This window comes from Alcaligenes sp. NLF5-7, assembly GCF_024266725.1.
GTDB lineage: Bacteria > Pseudomonadota > Gammaproteobacteria > Burkholderiales > Burkholderiaceae_B > Alcaligenes > Alcaligenes phenolicus.
Map to the genome: position 1 here is coordinate 2,510,258 of NZ_CP100755.1, position 23,407 is coordinate 2,533,664.

The 23,407-nt window shown below is 56.6% G+C and carries 20 protein-coding genes; 11 read left to right on the top strand and 9 right to left on the bottom strand.

The window, feature by feature from the left end:
- Positions 1 to 50: 50 nt before the first annotated feature.
- Complete coding sequence (gene rpoN / locus MID00_RS11550; RefSeq protein WP_254498857.1) at positions 51 to 1,421, bottom strand: RNA polymerase factor sigma-54; 1,371 nt, start codon at positions 1,419 to 1,421, stop codon at positions 51 to 53.
- A gap of 235 nt (positions 1,422 to 1,656) precedes the next feature.
- On the opposite strand from rpoN, the gene MID00_RS11555 reads away from it, so the two are divergent.
- Positions 1,657 to 2,193, top strand: a complete 537-nt coding sequence (locus MID00_RS11555; RefSeq protein WP_250756080.1) for a DUF4142 domain-containing protein — start codon at positions 1,657 to 1,659, stop codon at positions 2,191 to 2,193.
- A gap of 40 nt (positions 2,194 to 2,233) precedes the next feature.
- On the opposite strand, the gene MID00_RS11560 is transcribed toward MID00_RS11555, so the two are convergent.
- A complete protein-coding gene (locus MID00_RS11560; protein WP_250756079.1) occupies positions 2,234 to 3,262 on the bottom strand; it encodes a sigma-54-dependent Fis family transcriptional regulator in 1,029 nt (342 codons plus the stop codon).
- Positions 3,263 to 3,615: 353 nt separating this feature from the next.
- Positions 3,616 to 4,092: a YbaK/EbsC family protein gene (locus tag MID00_RS11565; RefSeq protein WP_009460799.1), complete on the bottom strand. Its 477-nt coding sequence runs from the start codon at positions 4,090 to 4,092 to the stop codon at positions 3,616 to 3,618.
- Positions 4,093 to 4,209: 117 nt separating this feature from the next.
- On the opposite strand from MID00_RS11565, the gene MID00_RS11570 reads away from it, so the two are divergent.
- Positions 4,210 to 4,629 (top strand): DUF411 domain-containing protein, encoded by a 420-nt coding sequence (locus MID00_RS11570; RefSeq protein WP_254498858.1) that lies wholly within the window; start codon positions 4,210 to 4,212, stop codon positions 4,627 to 4,629.
- A 116-nt stretch (positions 4,630 to 4,745) separates the two neighbouring features.
- Positions 4,746 to 5,129 carry a DUF4168 domain-containing protein gene (locus tag MID00_RS11575; RefSeq protein ID WP_026485377.1) on the top strand — a complete coding sequence of 128 codons (384 nt, stop codon included), beginning with the start codon at positions 4,746 to 4,748 and terminating at the stop codon, positions 5,127 to 5,129.
- Between the two features lie 300 nt (positions 5,130 to 5,429).
- Here the strand turns inward: MID00_RS11575 and MID00_RS11580 are convergent, their stop codons facing one another.
- Positions 5,430 to 6,383, bottom strand: a complete 954-nt coding sequence (locus MID00_RS11580; protein WP_254498859.1) for a DUF3829 domain-containing protein — start codon at positions 6,381 to 6,383, stop codon at positions 5,430 to 5,432.
- A 212-nt stretch (positions 6,384 to 6,595) separates the two neighbouring features.
- Positions 6,596 to 7,699, bottom strand: a complete 1,104-nt coding sequence (locus MID00_RS11585) for a metal-dependent hydrolase (protein ID WP_250756078.1) — start codon at positions 7,697 to 7,699, stop codon at positions 6,596 to 6,598.
- Positions 7,700 to 7,911: 212 nt separating this feature from the next.
- Here MID00_RS11585 and MID00_RS11590 point away from each other — a divergent pair, with 212 nt between their 5' ends.
- Both MID00_RS11590 and MID00_RS11595 read left to right on the top strand, forming a co-directional pair.
- Positions 7,912 to 8,919, top strand: a complete 1,008-nt coding sequence (locus MID00_RS11590) for a rhodanese-related sulfurtransferase (protein WP_022983316.1) — start codon at positions 7,912 to 7,914, stop codon at positions 8,917 to 8,919.
- Between the two features lie 148 nt (positions 8,920 to 9,067).
- Positions 9,068 to 9,751 (top strand): glutathione S-transferase, encoded by a 684-nt coding sequence (locus MID00_RS11595; protein ID WP_009460811.1) that lies wholly within the window; start codon positions 9,068 to 9,070, stop codon positions 9,749 to 9,751.
- Positions 9,752 to 9,870: 119 nt separating this feature from the next.
- Here the strand turns inward: MID00_RS11595 and MID00_RS11600 are convergent, their stop codons facing one another.
- Positions 9,871 to 11,262, bottom strand: coding sequence for a dicarboxylate/amino acid:cation symporter (locus MID00_RS11600; protein WP_009460813.1), 1,392 nt, complete (start codon positions 11,260 to 11,262; stop codon positions 9,871 to 9,873).
- Between the two features lie 268 nt (positions 11,263 to 11,530).
- On the opposite strand from MID00_RS11600, the gene MID00_RS11605 reads away from it, so the two are divergent.
- Positions 11,531 to 13,387, top strand: a complete 1,857-nt coding sequence (locus tag MID00_RS11605) for an ATP-binding protein (protein ID WP_254498860.1) — start codon at positions 11,531 to 11,533, stop codon at positions 13,385 to 13,387.
- 2 nt (positions 13,388 to 13,389) lie between these two features.
- On the top strand, positions 13,390 to 14,730 hold the full coding sequence (locus MID00_RS11610) for a sigma-54 dependent transcriptional regulator (RefSeq protein ID WP_250756075.1): 1,341 nt from the start codon (positions 13,390 to 13,392) through the stop codon (positions 14,728 to 14,730).
- Positions 14,731 to 14,896: 166 nt separating this feature from the next.
- Here the strand turns inward: MID00_RS11610 and fabI are convergent, their stop codons facing one another.
- The 3 genes from fabI to gloB are packed head-to-tail and all read right to left on the bottom strand — an operon-like array spanning position 14,897 to position 17,948.
- On the bottom strand, positions 14,897 to 15,682 hold the full coding sequence (fabI, locus tag MID00_RS11615) for an enoyl-ACP reductase FabI (RefSeq protein WP_009460819.1): 786 nt from the start codon (positions 15,680 to 15,682) through the stop codon (positions 14,897 to 14,899).
- A 33-nt stretch (positions 15,683 to 15,715) separates the two neighbouring features.
- Positions 15,716 to 17,125 carry a transglycosylase SLT domain-containing protein gene (locus tag MID00_RS11620; protein WP_031232537.1) on the bottom strand — a complete coding sequence of 470 codons (1,410 nt, stop codon included), beginning with the start codon at positions 17,123 to 17,125 and terminating at the stop codon, positions 15,716 to 15,718.
- Positions 17,126 to 17,135: 10 nt separating this feature from the next.
- Complete coding sequence (gene gloB / locus MID00_RS11625) at positions 17,136 to 17,948, bottom strand: hydroxyacylglutathione hydrolase (protein WP_022983315.1); 813 nt, start codon at positions 17,946 to 17,948, stop codon at positions 17,136 to 17,138.
- 20 nt (positions 17,949 to 17,968) lie between these two features.
- On the opposite strand from gloB, the gene MID00_RS11630 reads away from it, so the two are divergent.
- The 4 genes from MID00_RS11630 (at position 17,969) to MID00_RS11645 (ending at position 23,403) form a co-directional block, all read left to right on the top strand.
- The gene (locus MID00_RS11630) at positions 17,969 to 18,730 is read left to right on the top strand and encodes a class I SAM-dependent methyltransferase (RefSeq protein ID WP_009460825.1); all 762 of its coding nucleotides are present in this window, start codon (positions 17,969 to 17,971) and stop codon (positions 18,728 to 18,730) included.
- A complete protein-coding gene (gene rnhA, locus MID00_RS11635) occupies positions 18,727 to 19,170 on the top strand; it encodes a ribonuclease HI (RefSeq protein ID WP_022983314.1) in 444 nt (147 codons plus the stop codon). The genes MID00_RS11630 and rnhA overlap by 4 nt, the downstream gene beginning before the upstream one ends.
- Before the next feature lie 99 nt (positions 19,171 to 19,269).
- Positions 19,270 to 20,316 carry an efflux RND transporter periplasmic adaptor subunit gene (locus MID00_RS11640; protein WP_009460829.1) on the top strand — a complete coding sequence of 349 codons (1,047 nt, stop codon included), beginning with the start codon at positions 19,270 to 19,272 and terminating at the stop codon, positions 20,314 to 20,316.
- A 9-nt stretch (positions 20,317 to 20,325) separates the two neighbouring features.
- Positions 20,326 to 23,403, top strand: a complete 3,078-nt coding sequence (locus MID00_RS11645) for an efflux RND transporter permease subunit (protein ID WP_009460831.1) — start codon at positions 20,326 to 20,328, stop codon at positions 23,401 to 23,403.
- Positions 23,404 to 23,407: the final 4 nt, after the last annotated feature.

Below are 23,407 nucleotides of genomic sequence, written 5' to 3' on the forward strand. Positions count from 1 at the left end.
TTGTTTTATTAAGGGATCTTCGTTGGAGAATCAGCAAATTGCGTACCCGTTCAATTCAAGGGGTGCACATCCTGCCCGCTGACAGCACGCAGGCGTGCCCGTTGCAAACGTTCGCGGGCATTGGGAATACCCAGTTGCAGGCGGTACTTGGTGACGGTTCGTTTGGATAGCTCCACACTGTTCTGACGCAGCGCCTGATGCAAGTCGACATCGCTTAAAGGCTGACGTTCTGGTTCGCTGGCAATCAGCCGGCGTATCTGCTCCTTGACCAGGGCGGTGGAGCAACTGCCACCGAAATCAGTCTCCAGCTCGCCGGAGAAAAAATGCCTGAAGCTCAAGGTGCCAAAGGGAGTGCTCATGTACTTGTTGGCAGTCGCTCTGGAGATGGTGGATTGATGCAGATCCAGCTCCTTGGCCAGATCGCTGATGCGCAGGGGTTGCAAGCCTTGCTCACCTAGCTCGAAAAAAAGGATCTGGTGCCGGACGATGAATTCAGCGACACGGCACACCGTGCTGCGTCGCATCGCCAGACTCTCGGCCAGCCAGCGAGCCTGAGTCAGGGCGCTGTGCAAAGGGCGGTTCTGTTGCGTGCGTGCCTGTTGCTCCAGGGTGGCGGCATATTCTTGATGCACCTGAACGCGTGGCAGGCTGCGAGGGTCCGCGAGCACACGCCAATGCTTGCCATCGCGGTAGACGTGGACGTCTGGCGTAATGGCCTGGCGTAACGGCTCCAGATAAGCCAGACCGGGCTTGGGGTCCAGGCTTTGCAGTTCGCGCAGCGCCTGATGAAAGTCTGCATCGGACAGATTCAGGCGGCTCTGCACTTGTGACCACTCGCCTTGCGCCAGCGCGGGCAGCTCGGTAGCCACTAACTTGAGCAGTCTCTGTTTCAGAACCGGGTCTAGAGACTGACGCGCCTGGATCTGCAAGCGCAACGCGTCGGACAGGCAGTGGGCACCTGTACCGGGAACAGAAAGGGACTGGACCAGCGCCAGCGCGGTTTGCCATTCGGCAAGGGGGATGTGTTCGTAGCCGGTGGGGAGCAGGTCTTCAAAGTGATCGCGCAAGTATCCGTTGTCATCCAGGGCGTTCACGATCAGGGCACATAAGGCCTTGCAGCTCTCACTGGCGTGACTCAAACGTACATGCTCCAGGATCTGTTCGTCACGGCTGCGCGGAGCCGGGCTTATGTCGTGCTTATCGATCAGGTGAGCGCTTTGGCTGGACCCAGGATGGGACAGGCCCTCTCGTACGGGGGCGGCGGGTTCTGGAGCGGGTTCCAGTAGGGGATTGTCTTGCAGGCTGTCTTGTACCAGCGTTTGCAGCTCCTGCGCCGAGAGCTGCAGGATTTGTGCGGACTGTTGCAGTCGCTGCGAGAGGGTTTGCTGCATGTGCAGCTGCGGAACCATTTCCAGCTTCATGGTGGCGTCTCCTTGTGCTTGGTGATGCGAACCGACAGTTCTTCGGACACAGTTGCCGGGATGATCCGGGCCCTGTGCTATCTACATAGCAAGTTCCGTTCCTGCCCCAAGGTTGAAGGCGCGGGTACGGCCCTTGCTAGGACACCGTCAAGGCTTTGCTGGCCATGCGGATTGGCCTCAGGTCAGCAAAGATGTTCTGGTTTCAGGCAATGACTGACGTTTTTGGAGGTGTGCGATGCGAGTAAGACATCTGATGTGTTTGGCGGTGGCGGCGGGTCTGGTATTGGGTTTGAGTGTTCGCAGTGCTTCTGCCATTGAGCTGTTTTCTCCGGATAAAGGGTTTTTGAGAGATGCGGCACAATCGGGACATTTTGAAGTGACGGCTGCCAAGCTGGCTCTGGAGCGCAGCAACAACGATAGAGTGGTCGAATTTGCACAAATGATGATCGACGACCACGAGCAGCTGGCCAAGGAACTGCAGACGCTGGCACAGGCCCGCAAGGTGGAGCTGCCCACCGAGCCCAGCCTGATGCAGCGCGGCAAGATCTCCATGCTTGAGGGCGCGGAGGGTGAACAGTTCGATGCGGACTATGCCAACGAAGCGGCAGTCAAAGCGCATGAGGACACCATCAAGCTCTTTGAGGACTACATCAAGGATGGTAAAGACAAGGAAGTCATGGGTTTTGCTCAGGACGCTTTGCCCATGCTGCAGCAACACTTGCGGCATGCTCATGCGTTGGCAGACTCCATGAAGCCTGCCGTGGCCCAGTAAGCTTTTGCCAAGCTTGCTCAGTTCCACACTGGGCAAGCATTTATTCCATGGGGTCGGCCTCCATATTGATTTCCACCTGATCGCTGTTGCTCATTACATAGCTGCGCAGTACCGCATTGCGTAGCTGGCGTATATTGCCCGGCCAGTGATAGCGCTCGATCTCCTTCATGCTGGCCAGGCTCAGTGAGCGGTTCTGCTGATGCTCCTGGTTCAGCTGTTCTACCAAGTGCTTGGCGATCAGGACGGCATCGTCGCCGCGTTCACGCAGGGGGGGAATTTGAATCGGAAAGACCCCCAGGCGGTAATACAGATCTTCGCGCAGTTTCTTGTCCTCAATAGCGCGCATGGGCGGGCGATTGGTCGCAGCGATGATGCGGGCATCATGTTTGATCAACTTGTCGCCACCTACCTTCATGTATTCGCCATTTTCCAATGCGCGCAGCAGCTTGGTTTGGGCGTCTATGGGCATTTCGGTTATTTCGTCCAGGAACAGCGTGCCCTGGTCCGCCAGTTCAAAGTAGCCCTGCCGATTACGTTCGGCTCCGGTAAAGCTGCCTTTTTCGTGGCCGAACAGCTCGCTTTCGATCAGTTGTTCTGAAATGGCTGAACAGTTGATGGGTACATACGCCTGTTCCTTGCGAGCGCTGCAGCGGTGAATGGCCCGGGCCGCCAGTTCCTTGCCGGTGCCACTCTCGCCAATCAGCAGCACAGGCAGGTCGGTGCTGGCCACTTTGCTGATCTTTTCATAGAGTTTTTTCATGGGGGCGGAACAGCCTACAAACTCGCCAAAGTCATGATGCTGCTCGGCTTGAAAAGCACAGGCACCGTTTTGATACTTGGCTTTTAATTGCTCCAGCAAGGTGCGCAATTGCGCCTGGTCTTGCCGGGTCGAGCCACTGTAGGCGTGCAAGGTATAGCTTTCCACCGCATCCAGTCCGATGCGACGGCTCAACTCCTGAGCCTGCAGGGCGCTGACACTGGGGCCAAACAGCAGGGCATCAGGAGTTTTCTGGTGATAACGGATCAGAACATCTTCTGGCGTATTTGCAGCGATGGCGGAAAAGTTCATCTGCCGCGCCAATGCCAAAAAAAGGCTTATAAAAGCTGAATCTGTCTCCAGCAATAATAGGTGGGGCATTTTTTCCTCTGGGATAGACAAAGTTAATTTGAGATCCGATGTCTTATCCTAATCAGGATAGAAAGGGCATTCGTTACCAGATATGGCAAGGACGAACCCGCTTATTTTCTGAAAATACCTTATGGCCGCGTCCCCATGCCTTGAGCTCTTATGGCGTTTTTTGTCGCCTGGTCATGTACGTATTCAACTTACACATCTGTTTACCTGTCAGCGACGGGCAGGTTTGCCTGCGCCTGGGGGGCACAAGGCAGCAGGTCAACCTCTGACCCAATCGCAGGTGGGGGTCAGGACTGAGCTGGAGGCGGCTGAGTCACATCAATCCATTGCGCGCGGGTCAGCTCGGCCAGGCGCTGCGGGGTGATGCGTACCGCAGAATTAATAGAGCCTGCTGCGGGCAAGACCGTGTCGTAGTCCTGCAAGGACAGATCGCAGTAAATCTCCAGCGGGGTAGCCAGACCAAAGGGGCAGACCCCGCCAACCGGGTGACCCGTCAAGGCTTCAGTGCTTTCCAGGTCCAGCATTTTTACGCGCGTACCGAAGGCGGTACGCAGCTTCTTGTTGTCCAGACGGGCATCACCTCGAGCGACCAGCAGTACTACTTTATCGCCCACTTTCAAGCTAAGCGTCTTGGCAATTTGTCCCGGCTCGACTTGGTGCACTTGCGCAGCCAGCACGACGGTGGCTGTGCTTTCGGTGGTTTCAATTACCTGAATATCGGCAGCGTGTTCGTTAAAAAACTGTTTGACGGAATCAAGACTCATGGCGGATCAGGACGGATTAGTGTGTTTTGTTAAACTTTTTTGCGAGTGCCTAGTCTTAGTCAAGTGCATGAGAGTGTCAACCAGAGCGCCGTGGCGCTGCAAAACAGGAATGTAATTGTGATTAAACCTTTATTGTTGACGGCCAGCCTGATGGCCTTCAGTTCCATGGCGTTGGCAGAGGGTCCCGCTATTACGATGTACCAGGATCCTGACTGTGGTTGTTGTGGGGGCTGGGCACAGCACATGCGCGATGAAGGCTTTGAGGTCAAAGAGGTCAAGGTCGTGAAGATTCAAGACGTGAAGCGGCTTTTGAGAGTGCCGGAGAACCTGGCGTCCTGCCACACCGCGATGATTGAAGAGACGGGGCAATTGATTGAAGGCCATGTGCCTGCCAAGGTCGTCAAACGCATGATGAATGATGGCAGTGTGCGTGGGGTGGCCGCGCCAGGCATGCCCGCCAATTCACCCGGCATGGGCCAGATGGACGGCAATTTGGTAACCGTGGACTTTAACGGACGTCCTTACTCGCGCGACTGAAGTCTGTAACGGGAAGGGTGGCATGCAGATACACGAAACTACATTGAGAAACTTGTAAGCTGCTGCCGCTCTTGTCATGATGATCGTTCATTGACTCTGTTTAGGAGGTTCTATCCATGCAGCCCTCAGTTAAAGCTTTTCTTGCTGCTACCGCAGTCGCATTTGGCATGTACAGCCCTTTTGCGATGGCCCAGGGCAATGCGGCTCCGGCCAACTCGGCAGCCCCTGCTGCCACCCAGATCGTTAAACCTACGGATTCTCAGCTGGAGCAATATGCGCGCACCTACAAGAAGGTCGCCCAAACTGCTTCGGAATATCAGCCGCGTCTGGATGCGGCCAAAAGTGATGCAGAGCGTCAGGCTATTGTTCAGGAAGCCGACCAGCGCCTGGTAGGCGTGGTCAGTGCCAATGGCATGGATCTGGCGGACTACAACGGCATCAGTCTGGCGATTCAGCAGGACCCGGCCTTGCGCCAGCGTGTTGAAGGGATGCTGAAATAAGGCTTGTTTGTGATCCTCGGGTTTGACAGAGCGCCGGGTGTCATTTTGTAGTGACCGTAGTGGGTAAATTTAAACCCTGGACGTAATCGTCCAGGGTTTTTTTTGGCGCCGTGCTGCCCTAAAGCTCGGCGCCCCCGGTAAAAAGCCCCTCGGAGGCACTAAGCCAAAGGCGCAGCGTGGGGGCTTATTGTGTGGATCGCTTCAAGACGAAGCGTGCCCGCCAGAGCCGGCATGACTGCCTGCATTGAGACTGGAGCCTGACGCCAGGTTTACGGCTTCAAGCTCAGTCTCTGGGTGCCATTAGCAACGGGGATAGTTAAGCGCCCCGATCATTGCATTGAATTTCAATTGCAAGCTGCTGGCGTCATTTTTTATCGGGTTATTGATCTGCCAGCTGATCGAGCCTTCCTGAGGTACGTAATTGCCTTCAGAGGCATGCTGGATGACGCTTCTGCCCTGGGCCAGGAATTCATTCATTTTCGACATGATTCGTGGGCATCCTTGCGGCGTTTCTTCCTTGAATTTTTTATCCCAGTTGCTGATCATCGCGGCTGCCTGGTCAAGACTTTCCTGGAAGGGGGGAATGCTCTCTTTTGCTCCCTGCTGCTCGAAAATAGCATCGACCTTGTTCATGGCCTGCTTGCTGAACAGCACGGCACCCAAACGGTAATGCTCCATGGAGTCCTTGGGAGCTTTATCGAAAGAGGTCTGGATGTTTATTTCGTCCTGTTTTTGAATGCCTTGGAGAAATGCAGCCTCTGCCTGTACGACTTCTGTCAGGGCGCTGACGAACGCCTCGTTATTGTCGGCTGCCTTTTTGCCGCCATCCGTCAGAAACTCTTTTGATTCGGCATAGTTGTTCAACTCGGAATTGAGAGGTGCCAGCTTGGTCAAGGAGTCGTCAAACTGCTTTGCTGGTCCATCTATTTCCGGCATGTTGGCTTCCAGTGCCAAGGCGGACTTCAGTTTTTCCTGGGTGTTCTTGATGCTTACCAGTGAAACAACGGAATAGTTATCCAGCTTCTTGCCCGAGCGCACGGCAGGCTCGTAGACGGTTTGATAATCGGAAAGCGCACGGTAGAAAGGCGTATGCAAGCTATTGGCAACTTCAACATAGGCATTGTATTTCTGGATAAAGCCTTGCTCGGATGAGACCGCTTGAGATGGTGCTTCTGTCGCTTCTTCGCTGTTGCAGCCCGCAATAGCGATGCAAAGGCCCAGCGTGGCGAAAACAGATATTTTTTTTAAATTCATGATGAAAGTGATTGATGCTTTTGATGCGTTGGCAATACGTTAAAACCCCTATCGGGCAGGACGCAATTTTATAGCTTCACCACTTCGTATTTTGTATCAAGCTAGGACCTTATGTTTCAGGAGCGCGTGCTACACGCGGCCGGGCGGGCTAGCAAGAGTTTGCTATGCCCACCTTGCACAGGCCCGTCTCCATCTCTGGTTTTTGGCCTTGCTTAATCCATGTCCTGGAAGTCTGGGCTTGCCCTGGGAATAGGTACACCGGCATCAATGCGTTTGGCCCATTCTTGTAGCGGTAGCGGTGGAGTCGGCTCCCAAATACGACGCAGAACGGGCTTTAGCAAAGCAATATTGTGGCCACTGGCCCAACGATACGGAATCACCGGCAACCAGGTGTCGTCTGCAATGCGTTCGGCTACGACAAAGCGGAAACTGTACTGGCCGGGGCCCAGGCTCATGCGTATATCACTGACCACCAGCAGGTCATCGATGATGTCGTAGCGCAGCCAATCGTCCGAAAACCAGCGCAGTTGCTCCAGCTGTTTCAAGGGGGGGAACAACTGGGTGTAGTCGCTATGAACGGGCAGGCACAGGGATTCGTATTGATGCCCCTTGGGTGCACGCAGCCGGTCCAGCAGGCCCACCATGACTTCGCATTCCCGGTCCTGTGTGTCGCGCACCAGTACACGCCAGAGCAGGATGTTCATGGGTTGGGCGGCGGAGTATACCCGCGTGATTTCCACCTGCTCTTGTTTGAGCTGTGCGGTCGCCTGTTGCTCGGCCCAGAACTTGGCACCTACCGAGGCTGCCAGATACAGGCTGCTCAAGAGCAAGGCCCAGTTGCAGGCCCGTATCGTTGCGGGTGCCGGTCCACGTATCAAGCCTATGATCGTGGCGATCAGTAAGGGCACGGTATAGAGCGGGTCAATAATGAAGATGCTGGACCAGGTTGCCGGGGTAGCGGCCAAAGGCCACAGCAATTGCGTTCCGTAACTGGTGAAGGCATCCAGAAGAGGGTGGGTAATCAGCGCCAGCCAGACCGCCAGCCCCAGCCTCCCCGCAGAGGCACGTGCTTGTGGAAACAGCAGTCGCCATAAAAGGGTGATCAGGATGCCTGCCGCGCTCAACACAAATAAAGAGTGCGAGAAACCGCGATGACTGACCATGGAGGTAATCGGGTCCCCATATTGAATGAAGACATCCAGATCGGGCAGGGTGGCGATGATGGCACCGGACAGGATCGCCTTGCGGCCATACTGCCGCCCGAGGAGGGAGCCGCAGATGCTGGCACCGAGGACTGCTTGTGTTACGGAATCCATAGCTCTCGTGCAAAGTGAAACAGGGACCGGGGCCAGATGCGGCCTGACGGCTTTAGCGTTATGATTTTAAAGTTGAATCCCCGGCCCGCCCTATTTTTTTGACGGGCGTCAAAGGCCCAAGGGGTATCAGTCGCGTATAGTGTACGACGGCCTACGCTGTCCTACCGCCTGCGGGCTGCGCCACCGCTTCTATCCAGAGAATTCGTTTACCTATGTCTACCTACCTGATCGCGGCTTTATATAAGTTCGTGGAATTGCCCGATTTCGCACAAATGCGCGACCCCTTGTTTGCTTTTTGCGAGCAGCATGAAGTCAAAGGCACGCTGTTGCTGGCGCGCGAAGGGATTAACGGCACGATTGCCGGCCCTCAGGAGGGTATTCGTGCCGTCTTGGCATATCTGAACTCCGATCCACGTATTTCTGGCCTGGTGCATAAAGAATCCTATGCCGACAAGGCTCCGTTTTACCGCCTCAAGGTGAAGCTGAAAAAAGAGATCGTTACCCTGGGTGTACCGGATCTGAAAACCGCCGAAATGGTGGGCGAGTATGTTGCTCCCGAAGACTGGAATGCCCTGATCAGCGATCCGGACGTGGTGGTGGTGGATACCCGCAACGATTACGAAGTGGGTATTGGCACTTTTAACCGTGCCATCAACCCCAAGACCCAAAGCTTTACCGAGTTTCCTCAGTGGGTGGCCGAGCAGTCCAAGGAAGGCGGTGTCTTGCATGGCAAACCGCGCGTGGCCATGTTCTGTACCGGCGGTATCCGCTGTGAAAAATCCACAGCCTTCATGCGTTCGCAAGGCTTTGATCAGGTTTACCACCTGCAAGGCGGCATTCTGAAATATCTGGAAGAGATTCCAGCAGCAGAAAGCCTGTGGGATGGTGACTGCTTTGTGTTCGACGAGCGCGTATCGGTGCGTCACGGTCTGGAACCCGGCGATTATGATTTCTGCCGTGCCTGTCGCATGCCTATCAGCGAAGAGGAAAAAGCCTCGCCCCAGTTCGAAGAAGGCGTCAGCTGTCCCTACTGCCACGGCCACAGTTCCCCCGAGCAGATCGAGCGTTTCCGCGAGCGTCAAAAGCAAGTGGCCTTGGCGCGCGAGCGTGAAGAGCGTCACATTGGCGTCAGCATGGACGAGTTGACCGAGCGCCGTGAAGCCGCCCGCCGCAAGGCGGAAGAGCAACGCCTGCTGGCTCAGCAAGGCAAGGACGCCTAGCCCTGATCGGGCCACTGTGTTACCTCTACTAGCTTGATTCTGGCGCTGCGTCGTTTATAGTCCGCCCTTCTGCTACAGAAGGGCGCTTTGCATAAACGCCAGCGCTTTAAGTCCGTGCCTGTGGCGCGGCTTTTTAACGGGATTGAGCATGTCCTTATCTGATCTGCCCATTTTGTATTCCTTTCGCCGTTGCCCCTATGCCATGCGGGCACGGCTGGCTATTGCGGCCAGCGGCGTAACTTGTCAGTTGCGCGAAGTCGTACTGCGCGACAAACCCGAGGCCCTGCGCCTGGCCTCTCCCAAAGCCACCGTCCCGGTGCTGGTCTTGCCCGATGGCAAGGTTATTGATGAAAGCCTGGACATCATGCGTTGGGCTTTGGCGATTCAAGATCCCAAGCAGTATTTGCAGCCTGAGCAGGGCGATGTCGAGCAAATGCTGGCCCTGATTGCGGCCAATGACGGGCCTTTCAAGCGGCATCTGGATTGCTATAAATACCCGGATCGCCATACCGAGGATGAACAATTCACGGATGCCGCCAGTTTTTCGGCCCTGCATAGAGCCCAAGCCAGTGAATTATTGATGGGCCTGAATGCCCGCATCGAACAGCAGGGCTACCTGATGGGACAGCGTCCTTGTCTGGCAGATTTGGCGATTGCCCCCTTTGTGCGGCAATTCGCACAAGTGAACAGGGACTGGTTTGATGCGCAGCCTTGGACGGACTTGTCGACCTGGTTGCTGAACTTTCAGTCCAGCCCTTTGTTCCTGAGCATCATGGATAAATACCCTGCCTGGACGCCAGACAGCGAGATTGTGCGGTTTCCTTCTGTCTGACTGAGTCGCTAACGACCTGCCCAAAGCAATACGAGCGGGAGCAGCTTGGCAAGAACAAGCAGACAAGCAAAAGGCCGGTTCTCAATTGAAAACCGGCCTTTCTTTTTCAAGTGCCCGAATCAGGCTGCAACAGTCGCGCGCGGCTCGCTGGCCTCTTGTGCGGGAATCTCCATGTCACCGCGCTGATGCAAGGTGACGCTGGTATCCAGCGGTGGCAGCTCGCCATTCATGGCGCTGTTGAGTTGATCGGTATCCAGTTCGCCTTCCCAGCGGGCAACCACAATGGTGGCAACCGCATTGCCCACCAGATTGGTCAGCGCACGGCATTCGGACATGAAGCGGTCAATCCCCAGGATCAGAGTCATGCCAGCGATAGGTACCGAAGGCACCACGGACAGGGTAGCCGCCAAGGTAATGAAACCGGCCCCCGTTACACCCGCCGCGCCTTTGGAGCTGAGCATGGCAACCAGCAATAGCAGAACCTGCTGCTGCAAGGTCAGTGGAATATCACAAGCCTGGGCGATGAACAGGGCCGCCATGGTCATGTAGATATTGGTGCCGTCCAGGTTGAAGGAGTAGCCGGTAGGTACAACCAGGCCGACAACCGACTTGGCACACCCGGCGCGTTCCATCTTCTGCATCAAGGTAGGCAAAGCCGCTTCCGAGGAGCTGGTACCCAGCACCAGCAGCAGTTCTTCACGAATGTAGCGGATCAGCTTGGTGATGGAAAAGCCGTTGTAGCGGGCCACGGCACCCAGAATGATCAGCACAAAAAGCACGGAGGTGACGTAGAAAGTCACCACCAGCAGCGCCAGGCTGGACACGGATTCAATCCCGTATTTACCGATGGTGAAAGAGATGGCACCGAAGGCCCCGATGGGAGCGGCTTTCATCAGGATGGCAACCAGCTTGAAAACAGGCGTCATCAAGGCTTGCAGCAGTTTCAGCACGGGTTTGCCGTGATCGCCCACAGCGGCCAGGGCAATACCAAACAGCACGGCCACAAACAGCACCTGCAGAATGTCGCCGCCGGTAAAGGGGCTGATCAGGGTGGCGGGGATGATGTTCATCAAAAAGCCCGTCAGCGTGCTGTCATGGGCTTGCTGCACGTAACCCTGGATAGAGCTGGGGTCCAGGGTGCTGGGGTCAATGTTCATGCCATGGCCGGGCTGCACGATATTGCTGACCACCAAGCCTACAATCAGGGCCAGCGTGGAGAAAGTCAGAAAGTAAATCATGGCCTTGCCCACCACACGGCCCACTTTTTGCAGGTCTGTCATGGCGGCAATGCCGGTGGCTACCGTCAGGAAAATGACGGGCGCAATAATCATTTTGACCAGCTTGATGAAGGCATCGCCCAAAGGTTTCATGCTCTCGCCCAGCGAGGGGTAAAAATGGCCCAGCAAAATCCCGATAGTGATGGCGATGATGACCTGTACGTACAAAATTCGATACCACTTGATTTTGACGATCTGCGGTACCGAACGGTCTCCTGTGCTTATATCCATCATGATGTCGTCTCCGTGACTTGATGTAGCCGACCTGGCAGTCAGCTGGTGGCCTGCTTGGAATTGTGTGTGGGCAGGCGGTTTAAGCTCGCCGGAATCCTTGTCCCGGCCCATAAGCTCATGACTAAAGCAACATCCGTGCCAATCTGTTCACCGGCAGAAAACCAGTAAATAAGCGGCTTGCGGACAGGAGACTTCCCCGCTATCTGCTTATGTGTGCGAAAATCCGCACAGCTATTACTAATTTTTGGCGATATTTCGCACAGGTTTCATGAACTCCATTCCGGTTTCTTCGAGCATGCGGCGGCGCTTCAGGCTCGAATGGTTGCTGCTGCTGGGCTTGGCCGTCGTGCTGGGACTGTTTGCCTTCTGGCGTTCGGCCGATTTGGGCACGGCTCGTTTGCTGACACAAAGCGAACAGCGGCTTGATTCCTTGATGCGCGGTAATGCCGGCTGGATCAGGACTATCCGAGACAAATTCCGCACCTTGTCCTTTGCTCTTGCACAGGACGAGGCTCTGCGCCAATACCTGATGGGCAATCCTGCCTATGGTGATGCCGAGGCTTTGAATCGCAAGTTCCAGCAATTGGCCGAAGATACGGGCGCTCCTGTTCTGTACCTGCTGGATATTCATTCGCAGACGCTGGTGTCCAGTAACTGGCAGGAGCCCGACAGCTTCGTGGGCAATCACTACGGTTTCCGCCCTTACTTCACCAAAGCCCTGGCGCAGGGGCATGCTGAATACTTTGCCTTGGGGACTGCCAGCGGCAAGGCGGGTTTGTACATTTCACGCATGGTGCAAGATCAGGACGGCAAGGCGGTTGGTGTGGTCGTCATCAAGCTGGTATTCGATCTGCTGGAAAAAGAATGGGAAGGTTATGGCGATCGCATGTTTGTAAGCGATCCCAATGGCGTGATTCTGCTAAGCGGTGAACCGGACTGGCGTTTGCATAGTCTGGATCAAGCCGCGCCCGAGCAACTGGTCAAGCTGCGGGCCAGTCAGCAGTTTGGTAGTGAGCCCTTGGAGTCAGTGGGCTTGAATATGTCGGATTCCGGCGAACGGGCCTCCTTCTGGACACTGGGGCAGGAGCGCTTTTTGCATGTGCAGCAGCCTGTCGCGGGCAGTGATTGGGTTTTGCACGCGATGGCTCCCATGGATGCTGCATTGCAGACCCAGGCCTTTCAATCCCGTCTGACGGTGATGGGGTTGTTATGTGCAGCGCTGGTACTGACGGCCTTGGCCCTGCAACGCAATCAACAGCGCCGGGAAGCACAGGCGCGTCAGGAGCTACTGCGTGATGCGCTGGAAGAAGCGGTAGAGTCCCGGACCGCTCAGTTGCAGGTGGCGCGTCGTCGCCTGGAGCAGGAGATGCAGGCCCTGCAAGAAGCCCGTACGCGTGCGCGTGATCTGCGTGAGCAGTTGGAGCAGGCCGAGAAGCTGTCCTTTCTGGGGCAGGTGACGGCCGGGGTGGCTCACGAGATCAACCAGCCTGTCGCGGCGATTGAAGTCTATGCGGACAACACTTTGCGCTTGCTGGATCAGGGCCAGACGGAAACGGCACGGCAGAACCTGTCCCGCATCCAGACGCTGACCCAACGCATTGGCAGTATTACCTCCCAACTGTGTCATTACGCCCGCAAGCCCCAGGAACAGGAAGGCCCGGTACGGGTTCGTTCGGCTGTGGATAGCGCCTGGCAATTGCTGGAGCACAGGGCGCGGGCCCAAGGTGTGGGCCTGGAACTGGAGGGCGTGAACGAGTCTGTGCGTGTATGGGCCTTGCCGGTACGTCTGGAGCAGGTTCTGGTGAATTTACTGCGTAATGCGCTCGATGCTCTGGATGGGAGCCGTCAAGGGCGTATCCGTATAGAAGTCATGAGCGAGCAGCAGCATGTGCGCATTGTTGTTTCCGACAACGGCCCCGGCCTGAGTGCGGAAATCCGCCAGCGTCTGTTTACGCCCTTTAGCTCCAGCCGCCGTCAAGGTGTGGGCTTGGGGCTGGTGATCTCGCACGATATTGTGGCTGCCTTGGGTGGCCGTTTGGAAGAAGGGCCTTCGCGCCTGGGTGGCGCCACGTTCCATATCGTGCTGCGCAATGCCGATAGCGAGCTGGGCCAGGGAGAGAGATAAGAATGGAAGTCGCGTTTGTTGATGATGATGCGGACTTGCGTGCCGCCGTGGTGCAAAGTCTGGAACTGGCGGGCCTGAAAGTAGTGGCCTGTGCCAGCGGGCAGGAGGCCTTGAGCCGCTTGCCCAAGGATTATTCCGGCGTGGTGGTGACGGATATTCGCATGCCGGGCATGGACGGGCTGGCGCTGATGCAGGCCTTGCATGCTCGCGATCCCGAGCAGCCCGTCGTGCTGATTACCGGCCACGGCGATATTGATATGGCCGTGCAGGCCATGCACGATGGCGCCTTTGACTTTCTGACCAAGCCTTATCAGGCCGAACGCCTGCTGACGGTAATACGTCATGCCACCATGCAGCGCAGTTTGGTGCTGCAAAACCGTGCCTTGCGCGAGGAATTGGACGAGGACGGCCAAGGCCCGGCGCTCCTGGGTAATTCCGAGGTCATGGTCAATTTACGCACTACCTTGCGGCATCTGGCCCAGTCCGATGTGGATGTGCTGGTGGAAGGGGAAACCGGCACGGGCAAGGAAGTGGTGGCCATGTTGCTGCACCGCTGGAGCGCCCGAGCACAGCATCGTTTTGTGGCACTGAACTGTGGTGCCTTGCCTGAAACCATTATTGAAAGCGAGCTGTTCGGTCACGAAGCCGGGGCATTCACGGGCGCGCAGCGCAGACGTGTAGGCAGTGTTGAACATGCACACCGTGGCACGCTGTTTCTGGATGAAATCGAAAGCATGCCCATGATTGCGCAGGTGCGCTTGCTGCGTGTGCTGGAAACCCGTTGCGTAACTCCTTTGGGTTCCAACGAAGAGCACCCGGTAGATATCCGCGTCGTTGCCGCCAGCAAGGTGGATTTGTCCGACCCCGCCCAGCGTACGAACTTCCGCGCCGATTTGTATTACCGACTCAACGTGGTCACCTTGCGCCTGCCGCCTTTGCGGGAGCGCAAGGAGGATATCCCCATGCTGTTCGCCCACTTTGCGGCGCTGGCTGCCAAGAAGTACGGCATGCCGCAAAAGATGCCCGATGCGCGCAGTCTGGCCTATATGCAGTCACATCACTGGCCGGGCAATGTGCGCGAGCTGGCACACTTTGCGCAACGTGAAGTGCTGGGTGTGCAGCACCCGGAGATCAAGGAGCTGGAAAACGAGGACTTGAGCCTGCCCGCCCGCATGGAGCAGTTCGAGTCGCAGCAGATACGTCAGGCGCTGGCACGCCATCGTGGCGATATCAAGGCGACCTTGCAGGACCTGCGTATCCCGCGCAAAACCTTTTACGACAAGTTGCAGCGGCATGGCATTTTGCGTAGCGACTTTGTGGAAGAGGGGGCGCAGGGTGATTGATTCGCTAGACCCTTACAGGTTTTTCTACCCTGTCTGATTTGGGCAGGCTCTGTTCGGGTTGTACTCCTGGAGGCAAACGGCAGCTTGCCTATGCGTTGTCTAGACGTCCCTGAGCAATAAAAATAGCGGCCTTGGCCGCTATTTTTTTACATCAAGGCGTGGGGCCTTACTCCTGCATACCCGGAACGATGCAGTTAAAACCGGCGTCAACATGCGTGATCTCGCCTGTGATACCGCTGGCCAATTCGGACATCAGGAAGGAGGCCACATTGCCCACTTCTTCAATGGTGACGTTGCGCTGCAAGGGAGCGTGCGTCTCTACGAATTTCAGAATGGTGGAGAAGTCCTTGATGCCGCTGGCAGCCAGGGTCTTGATAGGACCGGCCGAGATGGCGTTGGCACGAATGCCGTACTCGCCCAGCGCCACCGCCAGGTAACGCACGGAGGCTTCCAACGCAGCTTTGGCCACGCCCATGGTGTTGTAGTTGGGAATGGCTTTTTCAGCGCCCAGGTAGGTCAGGGTCAGCACCGAGCTCTTGCGGCCTTTGAGCAAGGGCAGGGCAGCCTTGGCCAGTGCGGGAAAGCTGTAGGCGGAAATGTCATGAGCGACGCGGAACGATTCGCGCGACAGGCCGTCCAGGAAGTTGCCGGCAATGGCTTCACGGGGTGCAAAACCGATGGAGTGCACCAAACCGTCCAGACCGTCCCAGCGCTCGCCCAGCGAGGCCATGGCCTGTTCGATCTGATCGTCTTCAGACACATCACAGGGCAGCACGATATCCGTGCCCAGTTCTTTGGCAAAGCCTTCAACACGTTCTTTAAAACGCTCGCCCACATAGGTCAGGGCAATATCAGCACCTTGTTGGCGACATGCTTGCGCAATCCCGTAAGCAATAGAGCGATTCGAGAGGACGCCTGTGACCAGGATGCGTTTTCCTTGCAGGAAACCCATGCTGAAAATCCTTTATGTAATTAGTGGGTGGACTTAGCCACGAATATTGGAACCGGGAACACGCAAACGTGTCCCCCTGGAAAGAGAGCTGCCTTTGATATTGTTCAGGCGTCGCAGTTCTGCCACCGAAGTGTCGTACCGTTTGGCCAAGGCGTAAAGTGTATCGCCCTGGCGAACCGTATGGGTGCGCACATTGGCGCCGCGACGCAAAACAACAGTGTCATTCTTGCGGTTGACGCTGGCCGTTTGCGTACGAGCACGGCGTGTGCTTTGCGCTACCGGGGCGGCAGGTGTATTGGTCAGAGAAGCCAGTTGCAGGCTGCCTTCACCCAAGGTGGTGCTGGGCACCAATAGTGTCTGGGCCACGGCCTTGGTGCTCTTGCTACCCAAACCGTTGATGGAGCGCAGCTGCGACAAGGTAATGCCGTGACGCTGGGCAATGGACAGATAGCTTTCGCCGCGCTTGGATTGGTAGGCCTTCCAGTTGCTGAGCTTGCCTTGATAGGCCGCCAGATTGGCATTGAAAATATCCACCTTGTTGGCGGGCAGCAGCAAGGTGCCGCGATCGGCAGGGATCGTGGGGCGATTGTGGGCAGCGTTCAAGGCCTTGAACTCGTCCACGGAGATTTCAGCCAGCTCAGCAGCAAGGGCTACGTCAATGTCCTTGTTCTTGCGCACGGCCGTGAAATACGGTGTGTTGCTGATTGGGGGCAGGGTAATGCCATAACGCTCCGGGTTAGCCACAATGTTTTTGATCGCTTGCAGTTTGGGGACGTAATTACGTGTTTCGTCCGGCATCTTCAGCGATAAGTAGTCAACATCAAGGTTGGCCTGTTCATTACGCTCCATGGCGCGGCGTACCGAACCTTCACCCCAGTTGTAGGAGGCCAGGGCCAAATACCAGTCGCCCTGGAACTCGTACAAGTAAGACAGGTAGTCCAAAGCAGCGCGAGTGGACTCGACCGGGTCACGGCGCTGGTCTACCCACCAGTTCTGCTCCAGCTTGTATTGTGTGCCGGTGCTGGGGATGAACTGCCACAGACCGGACGCATGGGAGCGCGAATAGGCGACGGGGTTATAGGCACTTTCCACAAAAGGCAGCAAGGCCAGTTCGGAAGGCAGGCCACGGGCATCGAGCTCGTCCATGATGTGGTACAGATAGCGCGAGGCGCGCTGGCTCATGGTACGGATGGATTCGGGGTGCGAAGCGTAGTAGTTGGTCCAGTAATCAACCAGATCGGTATGCAGGTTGGGGATGGAGAAACCCCGGCGCATCCGGTCCCACGCGTCTTTGGGTGGGTGGGTCAGATCAATGGTGCGAGACGTATCGGCGGCAATGCTGGTGGAGGTCTTGGCGGCTTTTTGAGGGCTGACCTTGGGGCCTGTGGCGCAGCCTGCCAGCACGAAAGCGCATAGCAGCGCAAAAAGTCTCATTAGGTTCATTGCGGAATCTTCAGAAATTGTTTTTCCAGTCGCGCAGGCTGGCAAATACCTCGACAGGATTATTAAGGGACTGGGCAGCATGGTGCTCGGCAGCCTTGATAACAGCAGTCGTCTCGCAACGCAGAAATGGATTGGTAGCCAATTCTGTTTTCAAGGTGGAGGGCACCGTAGGCAAGTTTTGCTGACGCTTGAGATTATCCTGTTCCCAACGTTCATGCAGCTGGGGATTGTCCGGCTCTACCTGTAGAGCCCAGCGTAAATTGGATAAAGTGTATTCGTGCGCACAGCAGATCAGGGTGTCCGATGGCAGTTTTGCCAACTTGCCCAGGGAATCCGTCATTTGTGCCGGGGTGCCTTCAAACAGGCGTCCGCAACCAGCAGCAAACAAGGTATCACCACAGAAAACAAAGGGCTGTTTTACCTCATTTTGACCAAAGTACGCAACGTGTCCGGCGGTATGGCCGGGGATGTCCAGCACGTCCAGCGTCAGTTCCAGAGTAGGTAACTCGACCTTATCGGACTGGCCGACAGGCACGTCACAGGCAGGCAGACGCTCGTTGGCGGGGCCCCAGACGCGAGCCGGGTGCCTGGCCAGGATATCCATGACACCTCCAACGTGGTCTCCGTGGTGGTGTGTCAGTAAAATGGCATCCAGTTGTAAGGACTCGCGCTCCAGCCAATCCAGAACCGGGGCGGCTTGGCCGGGGTCCACAACCAGGGCATGACCGTTTCGACTTAAAGCCCATATATAGTTGTCGTTCAGGGCTGGTAGTGGAATCAGGCGAACATCGCTTGGCACAGGCCAGGTAAATGCATTCATCATGGTAGAGGGAGAGAGCGCCAGTGGAGCAGACTTTGAATGATCAATTTGCCCAGTGGTTGGAAACCGTACCGGGGCGATATGTGCGGGCTTGGGAACAAGCCGGAATCGATGCGGAGGTGGTCAACACCTTCGGGTATCATGCCATACAAATTGGATTGCCGCATTGGGACCTCCTGGCGCATAGTCGCATCTCCTGCAAGGTATGTACGGCTCAGGCCGGCGTCTTGCCCGCCCAGCAGAAGAACCTGGTTTATGCCGAACCCGAGCATCTGCCTTTTGATACGCAAAGCATTGATCTTTTAATCCTGCCCCATACATTGGAAAGCGCCCGCGACCCGCACCAGGTGTTGCGAGAGGCCGAGCGCGTTCTGGTGCCAGAAGGGCGCATTCTCCTGACGGGTTTCAACCCCTTGAGTTTGTGGGGTGCCCACGACTGGATTCCGGGTCTGGAGCGGGGCACGCCTACCTTGCCGGGAGATGTGATGTCACCCTCGCGCTTGCGCGACTGGTTAAAGCTTTTGTCCTTTGATGTGCAAAGTACGCAGATGGGCTGTTATGCACCGTTGTGCCGTCAGCAGTCCTGGCTGGACCGCTGGTCCTGGATGGAGCAAAGCGGTGCGCGCTGGTGGAGCTTTGCGGGGGCCGTCTACATGATTAGTGCGGTCAAACGCACGCCGGCCTTGCGTATGGTCGGGCCCAAGTGGAAGAAAAACCGTCGGCGTGTGCGTCGGCCTATGGTGGTTGCTGGACGCGCTGCCGATGAAGGAATTAGCAAGACATGACTGATGTTGTCGATATTTGGACCGATGGTGCCTGCAAGGGCAACCCCGGTTTGGGGGGCTGGGGCGCCTTGTTGCGTCATGGCGGACGTGAAAAAGCCATTTGCGGTGGCGAGGCCAATACTACCAATAACCGCATGGAACTGATGGCCGTGATCGAGGCACTCAAAGCCTTGAAACGCCCTTGCCAGGTGCGGGTACACACCGATTCGCAGTACGTACAGAAAGGCATGAACGAATGGTTGCCCGGCTGGAAAGCCCGCGGCTGGCGTACTGCCGATAAAAAGCCCGTCAAGAATGCCGACCTGTGGCAGGAGTTGGAGCAGCAGGCCGCAAAACATGAACTGACCTGGTTATGGGTGCGTGGCCATGCGGGTGATCCCGGTAACGAGCGTGCGGATCAACTGGCCAATGAAGGGGTGGAAATCGCCAGGCAGTTATAAGATCTTGGGCAGAGTTGTAGCCCGCTGATAGTACTATTAGCCACCCGTCATATTTTGTCAGACAGCTTCACCGGCCTGGCCGGTCAGGATAAGCCGCCCATGATTTCCACGCTGCGTCCCACGATTTTTTCTCTGTTTCTTGTACTGTTTGCCAGTAGCAGCCCCAGTTGGGCGCAGTCTGATGCCACGCGGGTGGAAGTGCTGCCCGTGCGGCAAAGTGAGTTGATTCGTGATGTGGCGGCGGTGGGAACCCTGGTGGCCAGAGAGTCCGTCGTGCTGCGGCCCGAGATCAGTGGCCGTATTTCAGCGATCAGCTTTGAAGAAGGTCAGCCCGTCAAAAAAGGTCAGCTCCTGATTCAATTGGACCCGGCCATGGCGCAGGCGCAATTGAACCAGGCACAGGCAAATTTGAATCTGGCCAATAGTCAGCACAAGCGTTCTTCGGAATTGAGCCGCCAGGGCTTTATCAGCCAGCAGGCCAAAGACGAGTCCGGTAGCCGTTTGGCTGTTCAGCAAGCCGAAGTGCAATTGGCGCGTGTGCAGCTGGACAAGACCCGTATCCGTGCCCCCTTTGATGGTGTGACCGGCTTGCGTAATGTCTCGGTGGGTGACTATGTTGGGCCGGGCACGGACCTGGTGCAGCTGGAAGCGGTTTCGACCTTGAACGTGGACTTCCGTATTCCCGAACAATATCTGGCCGATGTGAAGGCCGGCATGCCGGTCGAACTGCGCTTTGATGCCTTCCTGGGCGAAACCCGCCATGGCTCGGTGCTGGCTGTCAGCCCGGCGGTGGATACGGCTGGCCGTTCCATTTTGCTGCGGGCCCAGGTACCGAATGAAGATGGCGCTCTGCGCCCCGGTTTGTTCAGCCGTGTACGCCTTGAGCTATCGCGTTATCAGGCCTTGATGGTGCCTGAAACCGCCTTGGCTCCTTCGGGGCAGGATCAGTACATCTATATTGTGAAAGACGGCCGGGCAGAGCGCCGTCAGGTGCAGGTTGGTGTACGCGAGCAGGGCTGGGTACAAGTCACAGGCGATCTGAAAGCGGGCGACAATGTGCTGGTGGCTGGGCTGCAAAAGGTTCGTGATGGAGTGCCGGTCGATATTCAGGAAGTGATCGACGTCCAAACACAGCCGCAGCAATAGGACGGAATCATGGTTCTTTCTGACTTATGTATCCGTCGCCCGGTATTTGCCACGGTTCTGTCTTTGGTGATTGTGCTGGTCGGTTTTATTTCCTATGAACGCCTGACCGTACGCGAATACCCCGCTATTGACGAGCCGGTAGTCTCCGTCATCACCAATTATAAAGGGGCCTCACCGGAGGTGATCGAGTCCCAGGTGACCAAGCCTCTTGAAGATCAGTTGTCCGGGATCGAGGGCGTGAACGTGATGACTTCACGCAGCCGTTCCGAGCGCAGCCTGATCAACATTAAATTCAATTTGGACCGGGCCCCCGATGCCGCTGCCGCCGATGTGCGCGACAAGGTGTCGCGTGCCCGACGTTTCCTGCCCGATGAGGTGGACGAGCCCATCATCAATAAGGTGGAAGCAGACTCCACCCCGATTATTTATGTAGGTGTGGATACGGGCGACTACAGCATGCTGGAGGCCTCGGACTACATCAACCGCTACATTAAAACGCGCCTGTCCGTCTTGCCTGGTGCCGCTGAAGTGCGCGTGTTTGGCGAGCGCTTGCCCGCTATGCGGATCGACCTGGATCGCACCCGCCTGGGGGCCTACCAGCTGACCGTGCAGGATGTGGAAGATGCTCTGCGCAAACAGAACGTGCTGATTCCAGCTGGTCGTATTGAGTCCGATGCCCGCGAGTTTTCCGTGGTTTCCTCCACCGACCTGGAAACGCCCGAGGAATTTCGCAACATCATCATCAGTCAGGCAGCCGGTTATCCGGTGCGCATCTCCGATATTGCCGACGTGCGTATCGGGCCTGCCGAGGAACGGGTACTGGCCCGATTCAATGGGCAAAATAGTTTGAATATTGGTGTGACTAAACAGTCCACCGCCAACCCGCTGGATCTGTCCAAATCCGTACGAGCAGAAGTGGAGCGCATCAACGAAAGCCTGCCGGGCAATATGAAGTTGTCCGTGTCTTACGACAGCTCCATCTTCATTCAGAAATCCATTGATTCGGTGTACACCACCATTGCCGAGGCCATTTTGCTGGTGGTGCTGGTGATTGTGTTTTTCCTGCGCAGTTTCCGCGCCAGTGTGATTCCCATTGTGACGATTCCGATTTCCCTGATCGGGGCCTTCGCCATCATGTACATGCTGGGCTTTTCCATCAACACGCTGACCTTGCTGGCCATGGTGCTGGCGATTGGCCTGGTGGTGGACGATGCGATTGTGGTGCTGGAGAACGTGTACCGCCATATCGAAGAGGGCAAGACGGCCATGCAGGCTGCCTTTTTGGGTGTGCGTGAAATTGCCTTCGCCGTGATTGCCATGACGCTAACCCTGGTGGCGGTGTATGCCCCACTGGCTTTTGCCACAGGCCGTACCGGGCGATTATTCATTGAGTTTGCCCTGACCTTGGCGGCTGCCGTGCTGGTATCCGGTTTCGTGGCCCTGACCCTGACGCCCATGATGTGCTCGCGCATGCTGCGTCCACATGGTGCGAAAGTGGGCCGCGTCAGTCAGGGTATCGAAAACTTCCTGGTCTGGCTGACTCGAGGCTACCGCCGTATCCTGATTCGCGCCTTGCGCTGGCGTTTTCTGGTCCTGTTCATTGGTGTGGCCGTTGCCGCGACCAGTGGGCTGCTGTTTACGGTCATCAAAAGCGAACTGGCTCCGATTGAAGACCGAGGTGTGATTTTCGGGATTGTGAATTCGCCCGAAGGCGCTACGCTGGATTACACCTTGCGCAATGTGGAGCGGGTGGAAGAGCTATATCGCGGCATACCGGAGACAGAGGGGTATCAGTCCATTATTGGTTTCCCTACCGTCACCGATTCCTTTGCAATTTTGCGCTTGAAGCCGTGGGAGGAGCGTACACGTAACCAGCAATCCATTGCGCGTGAACTGCAACCGCATTTCTCCGCCATTCCCGGTGCGCGTGCTTTCCCCACTAACCCGCCGTCGTTGGGACAGCGGGCTACGTCCAAGCCGGTGGAGTTTGTGATCATGAGCCAGGCACCGTATCCGGAGCTGGCCAAGATCGTGGACGGTTTTCTGGCTGAGCTGCGAGACTATCCAGGGCTGTTGAACGTGGACACGGACTTGCGCTTGAACACGCCGGAAATCCGTATTGATGTGGACCGCGACAAGCTGGCCGATACCGGCGTATCGGTGGAAGCGGTAGGCCGCACTCTGGAATCCATGCTGGGTGGGCGTCAGGTCACGCGCTACAAGAGTGATGGCGAGCAGTACGACGTGATTGTGCAGGTGGACAAGCAGGCTCGTTCCAGCCCGCAAAACATTCTGGATATTTACGTGCGCACTAAAGATGGTGGCATGGTGCAGGCCTCCAACTTCCTGAATGTGCGCGAGAGCGTATCGCCGCAATCGCTGAACCACTTCAACCGCTTGCGAGCGGTCATTGTGGAAGCATCGGTGGCCCCCGGCTATGCCTTGGGTGAGGTGCTCGAACACATGAATGAGGTGGCTCGCAAGACCTTGCCGGAAACGGTGCAGACAGACCTGGATGGCCAGTCGCGCGAGTTCCGGGATTCCTCGGGCAGTATCTATCTGGTCTTCCTGATGGCACTGGCCTTTATTTATCTGGTGCTGGCCGCGCAGTTTGAAAGCTGGCGCAACCCGCTCATCATCATGCTGTCCGTGCCCTTGTCCATGACAGGGGCCTTGCTGGCCCTATGGCTGTCGGGCGGGACCTTGTCCATTTACAGTCAGATCGGTTTGATTACCCTGGTGGGGCTCATTACCAAGCACGGTATCTTGATTGTGGAATTTGCCACTCAACAACGCGAAGCGGGGGCCAGTTTGTACAATGCCGTGGTGCGCGCTTGCGAGATGCGCCTGCGCCCCATCTTGATGACAACCGGCGCCATGGTGCTGGGGGTCTTGCCGCTGGCCTATGCCTCCGGGGCGGGTGCCGAATCCCGTCAGCAGATTGGTTGGGTGCTGGTGGGCGGCTTGTCCCTGGGAACCTTGTTGACCTTGTTTGTGGTGCCGGTGGCCTATACGCTGATTGCGGGCAAGAAAGAAGGGCAGGACAAGCAACTGGAATTGATTGATAAGCCCGAGGCCTCTGTCTGAACCT

What these genes read in the sequence shown, in the direction of transcription:
- rpoN (WP_254498857.1), bottom strand. Translation starts at nt 1,421, where the DNA reads ATGAAGCTGGAAATGGTTCCGCAGCTGCACATGCAGCAAACCCTCTCG.
- MID00_RS11555 (WP_250756080.1), top strand. Translation starts at nt 1,657, where the DNA reads ATGCGAGTAAGACATCTGATGTGTTTGGCGGTGGCGGCGGGTCTGGTA.
- MID00_RS11560 (WP_250756079.1), bottom strand. Translation starts at nt 3,262, where the DNA reads ATGAACTTTTCCGCCATCGCTGCAAATACGCCAGAAGATGTTCTGATC.
- MID00_RS11565 (WP_009460799.1), bottom strand. Translation starts at nt 4,092, where the DNA reads ATGAGTCTTGATTCCGTCAAACAGTTTTTTAACGAACACGCTGCCGAT.
- MID00_RS11575 (WP_026485377.1), top strand. Translation starts at nt 4,746, where the DNA reads ATGCAGCCCTCAGTTAAAGCTTTTCTTGCTGCTACCGCAGTCGCATTT.
- MID00_RS11580 (WP_254498859.1), bottom strand. Translation starts at nt 6,383, where the DNA reads ATGAATTTAAAAAAAATATCTGTTTTCGCCACGCTGGGCCTTTGCATC.
- MID00_RS11585 (WP_250756078.1), bottom strand. Translation starts at nt 7,699, where the DNA reads ATGGATTCCGTAACACAAGCAGTCCTCGGTGCCAGCATCTGCGGCTCC.
- MID00_RS11590 (WP_022983316.1), top strand. Translation starts at nt 7,912, where the DNA reads ATGTCTACCTACCTGATCGCGGCTTTATATAAGTTCGTGGAATTGCCC.
- MID00_RS11595 (WP_009460811.1), top strand. Translation starts at nt 9,068, where the DNA reads ATGTCCTTATCTGATCTGCCCATTTTGTATTCCTTTCGCCGTTGCCCC.
- MID00_RS11600 (WP_009460813.1), bottom strand. Translation starts at nt 11,262, where the DNA reads ATGATGGATATAAGCACAGGAGACCGTTCGGTACCGCAGATCGTCAAA.
- MID00_RS11605 (WP_254498860.1), top strand. Translation starts at nt 11,531, where the DNA reads ATGAACTCCATTCCGGTTTCTTCGAGCATGCGGCGGCGCTTCAGGCTC.
- MID00_RS11610 (WP_250756075.1), top strand. Translation starts at nt 13,390, where the DNA reads ATGGAAGTCGCGTTTGTTGATGATGATGCGGACTTGCGTGCCGCCGTG.
- fabI (WP_009460819.1), bottom strand. Translation starts at nt 15,682, where the DNA reads ATGGGTTTCCTGCAAGGAAAACGCATCCTGGTCACAGGCGTCCTCTCG.
- MID00_RS11620 (WP_031232537.1), bottom strand. Translation starts at nt 17,125, where the DNA reads ATGAACCTAATGAGACTTTTTGCGCTGCTATGCGCTTTCGTGCTGGCA.
- gloB (WP_022983315.1), bottom strand. Translation starts at nt 17,948, where the DNA reads ATGATGAATGCATTTACCTGGCCTGTGCCAAGCGATGTTCGCCTGATT.
- rnhA (WP_022983314.1), top strand. Translation starts at nt 18,727, where the DNA reads ATGACTGATGTTGTCGATATTTGGACCGATGGTGCCTGCAAGGGCAAC.
- MID00_RS11640 (WP_009460829.1), top strand. Translation starts at nt 19,270, where the DNA reads ATGATTTCCACGCTGCGTCCCACGATTTTTTCTCTGTTTCTTGTACTG.
- MID00_RS11645 (WP_009460831.1), top strand. Translation starts at nt 20,326, where the DNA reads ATGGTTCTTTCTGACTTATGTATCCGTCGCCCGGTATTTGCCACGGTT.